Here is a 3,571-nt window from a genome sequence, read left to right as displayed (position 1 = left end):
GACCTATGGCGGCGGCGACCCCGTCGTCTGGGCCTACCGTGCCATGGGGGCGAACGAATGCGTGCCGATTTACAATGCGCTCGATCCCCAAACGCATCACCCGGTCGCCAGCAATGCGCGTTTCGCTTGCGATCTGGCGTTCCTCGGCAACCGGCTGCCGGATCGTGAGGCGCGTGTCGAAGCATTCTTCCTCGATCCCGCAAGCCAGCTGCCGAAACAGCGCTTTCTGCTCGGCGGATCGGGCTGGGGGGACAAGCCGCTTCCCGCCAATGTCGGCTGGCTCGGTCACGTTGGCACCCGCGATCATAATGCCTTCAACGTCACTCCCAAGGCCGTGCTGAACATCAGTCGCGACAGCATGGCCGTAAACGGTTTTTCACCGGCCACGCGTGTCTTCGAGGCGGCCGGCGCCGGTGCCTGCCTCATCACCGACGCATGGCTGGGCGTGGAACTGTTCCTGAAACCAGACGAGGAGATCCTGGTGGCACGGGACGGCGGCGATGTCGCCGAGATCATGCGCTCGCTGACCTCCAGTCGGGCGAAGGCAATCGGCCAGGCCGCACTTTGCCGCGTGCTGGCCGACCATACCTACGCGCTGCGGGCGGACGTGGCCGATGCCGTCTTCAAACGTCATTTCGAGCAGGGGACCGTGGAGGCAGCGGAATGACCAAGCAATTGGACATCGTCTTTCTCGGCCTGTCGCTGTCCTCGTCCTGGGGAAACGGCCACGCCACGACGTTTCGAGGCCTGCTGAAAGGTCTGCACGAACTCGGCCACCGCGTGACCTTTCTGGAGCGAGACGTGCCGTGGTACGCCAACCACCGCGATCTGCGAGATCCGGATTTCTGCGCCTTGCGCTACTACGAAACCACTGCGGAGTTGCAAAGCGACTACGCCCGGTGCCTGGAGCAGGCCGACATTGTCGTCATGGGCTCCTTCGTGCCGGAAGGGCGCGTGGTCATCGACATCGTCGCTTCATTTTGCAAAGGGCGCTTCTGCTTCTACGACATCGACACGCCGGTAACCGTGGCGCAGCTTTCAGCCGATGATTGCGATTACCTGAGCTGGCGGCAGATTCCGTATTTTGATGTCTACTTCTCGTTCACCGGCGGGCCGATGCTTGGCCGTCTGGTGGAGGAGTTCGGCGCGCGCCGCGCCGAACCGCTCTACTGCTCGGTCGACCCGGAACGGCACCACCGGACCGGCGATCCGATCCGCTGGGATCTCGGCTATCTCGGCACCTACAGTGCCGACCGGCAGGCAACGCTGAACGCGCTGCTGCTCGAACCAGCACGGCGTATGCCGGACCGCCGTTTCGTCGTAGCCGGCTCGCAATACCCATCCGACATCACCTGGCCGGACAATGTCGAACGCATCGAACATTTGCCGCCGGCCGATCATGCCGCGTTCTACAGCCGTCAGCGTTACACGCTGAACGTCACACGCAGTTCCATGATCGCTGCCGGATGGTCACCCAGTGTGCGCCTGTTCGAAGCGGCTGCTTGCGGCACGCCCATCATCAGCGATCGCTGGCCAGGGCTCGACAGCTTCTTTCCCGCATCGGCGATTCACAACGCCGGGGAAACGGACGATGTCATCGAAATCCTCTTCGGCGAGTCCGAGCGCACACGCCTCGCCATGGCCCGCCGGGCCCGCGAACGCGTCCTCGCATCCCACACCGGTGCGGCCAGAGCGCGCGAATTCGTGACGGCGTTGACACAGCCAAGGGCGGCGGCCCTCGATTTCGACATCGGAAGCGCAGCATGACCGGCATACAGGAGAAAACGACGATGCGACAAAAAAGAAACGCGCAAAGGGCAAAGGCAGTGCTTGTCGCCGGCGGTGCGGGATTCCTCGGTTCGCATCTTTGCGAAGCATTGCTCCGCGATGGCTGGCGCGTGATCTGCGCCGACAATTTCCTGACAGGGCGCATGGAAAACATCATCTCGATCATGGATCAGCCGGGTTTCCGATTGATCGAGCAGGACATCTGCCGGCCATTGGATCTCGGCGAGCCCGTGGATCGCATCTACAACCTGGCATGCGCTGCCTCGCCGCCGCGTTACCAGGCCGACCCGATACACACCACGCGAACCTGCGTGATCGGCACGCTCAACCTGCTCGAACTCGCTGTCCGATATGACGCGCGGCTGCTACAGGCCTCGACGAGCGAAGTGTATGGCGATCCGGAGCAACATCCCCAGAGGGAGGACTATGTTGGCCATGTGAACTGCACAGGCCCGCGCGCCTGCTACGACGAGGGCAAGCGCACTGCCGAAACGCTTTGCTTCGACTATCTTAGAGCCGGCAAAGCCGACGTGCGCGTCGCGCGCATCTTCAACACCTACGGTCCGAGAATGGATCCGGCGGATGGCCGCATCGTCTCAAACCTGATCATGCAGGCGTTAGAAAAACGTCCTCTGACGATCTTCGGCGACGGCTTGCAAACGCGGTCCTTCTGCTATGTCTCCGATCAGATCGATGGATTGAGGCGACTGATGGACATCGACCCCAATCCGGGCAAGCCGGTCAATCTGGGCAATCCCGGAGAATTCACCATCGTGCGACTGGCGGCGCTGGTGAAGGCGATGACCGGCACCAAATCGGATTTGAGATTTCTGCCGCTGCCGCAAGATGATCCTCGGCGCAGGCAGCCCGATATTTCGCGTGCAAAAGCGCTGCTCGGCTGGACACCGAAGGTGCCCCTCAACGAAGGGCTCAAGCTGACGATCGATTATTTCGCGGCGCTCGAAGGCAGTCGCATCGGCGATCAGATGACAGGCTTTGCCAAAAGAGCGAGGCCGGCATCCGGCGGGCTGCAGAACCTTCCGGCGTGATGCGAGACGGCCGCCGAATCTTTCCCGAGATCGCGCGGAACATCCGCCCAAGCTTGTGGTTTGGCGGGAGGAACCGATACGGAGGATCATCCTCATGCAACCCAAGCGACCCGCGAGGGATATCGACCAGATGGCCGAACGCGAGACGGCTGCCTATCTGCGGCGCGCCTCGATCACCTATCTCGAGTGCTGCGTCAGCTTGATGATGACGCATCTGCAGCGCGAGGAAGTGGCCGCTATTCTCGAGCAGGAAGCAGACATGCTGCGAAGGCTGGACTGATCGGAACGATCATATCAGGCATTCGTCCAGGAACCCTATCAGTCGCATCCTATATCGGTCTGCCGTCGCGGCGAGCCTTGCTTTTTCCCGGCCATTTTCGGATTGCGCAGCCGTGCTCCAGAGCCCGAGCTGGAATGCCAAATAGCACGGTTCGAAAAAGCCGATGTGGCCGTTGTCGATGGCAAGCTTCATTCCTTGGACCAGGGTCCTCACATCGCTGTCGGATAGCCCGTACTCGACACGGGCGCCGGCAATGTCCCACTCTATTGGCTGGCAGCCGATCAAATCGTGTGCCCGGCAATGGTCGACGGCATCTGTCTTGAGCACCCTGCCGTCGGCACGAACGAGAAACTCCCATGGTTGGAGCTTTCCATCGATTTCAACGCGCTGCAGCCCGCTCGCGGGGGCCTGTTTCGAGAGCCAACCGCGCAAGGCTGCCGCGCGTTTTTCGCCC

At 61.9% G+C, this 3,571-nt stretch carries 4 protein-coding genes and 1 pseudogene; 4 read left to right on the top strand and 1 reads right to left on the bottom strand.

Annotation, left to right across the window (positions count from 1 at the left end):
• The 4 genes from EN906_RS26875 to EN906_RS26860 form a co-directional block, all read left to right on the top strand.
• Positions 1-667 (top strand): glycosyltransferase (locus tag EN906_RS26875; RefSeq protein ID WP_164777383.1); only part of this gene is annotated, 667 nt, incomplete at its 5' end.
• Entirely contained in the window at positions 664-1,767 is a 1,104-nt protein-coding gene (locus tag EN906_RS26870; RefSeq protein ID WP_127268455.1) for a glycosyltransferase, read from the top strand. The genes EN906_RS26875 and EN906_RS26870, both read left to right, overlap by 4 nt.
• Positions 1,768-1,790: 23 nt before the next feature.
• On the top strand, positions 1,791-2,837 hold the full coding sequence (locus EN906_RS26865; RefSeq protein WP_027036338.1) for a UDP-glucuronic acid decarboxylase family protein: 1,047 nt from the start codon (positions 1,791-1,793) through the stop codon (positions 2,835-2,837).
• A gap of 94 nt (positions 2,838-2,931) precedes the next feature.
• The gene (locus EN906_RS26860; protein ID WP_127268456.1) at positions 2,932-3,117 is read left to right on the top strand and encodes a hypothetical protein; all 186 of its coding nucleotides are present in this window, start codon (positions 2,932-2,934) and stop codon (positions 3,115-3,117) included.
• A gap of 9 nt (positions 3,118-3,126) precedes the next feature.
• Here EN906_RS26860 and EN906_RS26855 read toward each other — a convergent pair.
• Positions 3,127-3,571, bottom strand: a pseudogene (locus tag EN906_RS26855) (hypothetical protein); the annotation flags it as partial.

Source organism: Mesorhizobium sp. M7A.F.Ca.CA.004.06.1.1 (genome assembly GCF_003999135.1).
In the GTDB taxonomy this organism is placed as follows: Bacteria; Pseudomonadota; Alphaproteobacteria; order Rhizobiales; family Rhizobiaceae; genus Mesorhizobium.
The sequence above is the reverse complement of the archived record's forward strand: the minus strand, read 5'-3'. Positions and strand labels throughout refer to the sequence as shown.

Coding starts and splice junctions, on each gene's coding strand:
- EN906_RS26860 (WP_127268456.1), top strand. CDS start 2,932: ATGCAACCCAAGCGACCCGCGAGGGATATCGACCAGATGGCCGAACGC.
- EN906_RS26870 (WP_127268455.1), top strand. CDS start 664: ATGACCAAGCAATTGGACATCGTCTTTCTCGGCCTGTCGCTGTCCTCG.
- EN906_RS26865 (WP_027036338.1), top strand. CDS start 1,791: ATGCGACAAAAAAGAAACGCGCAAAGGGCAAAGGCAGTGCTTGTCGCC.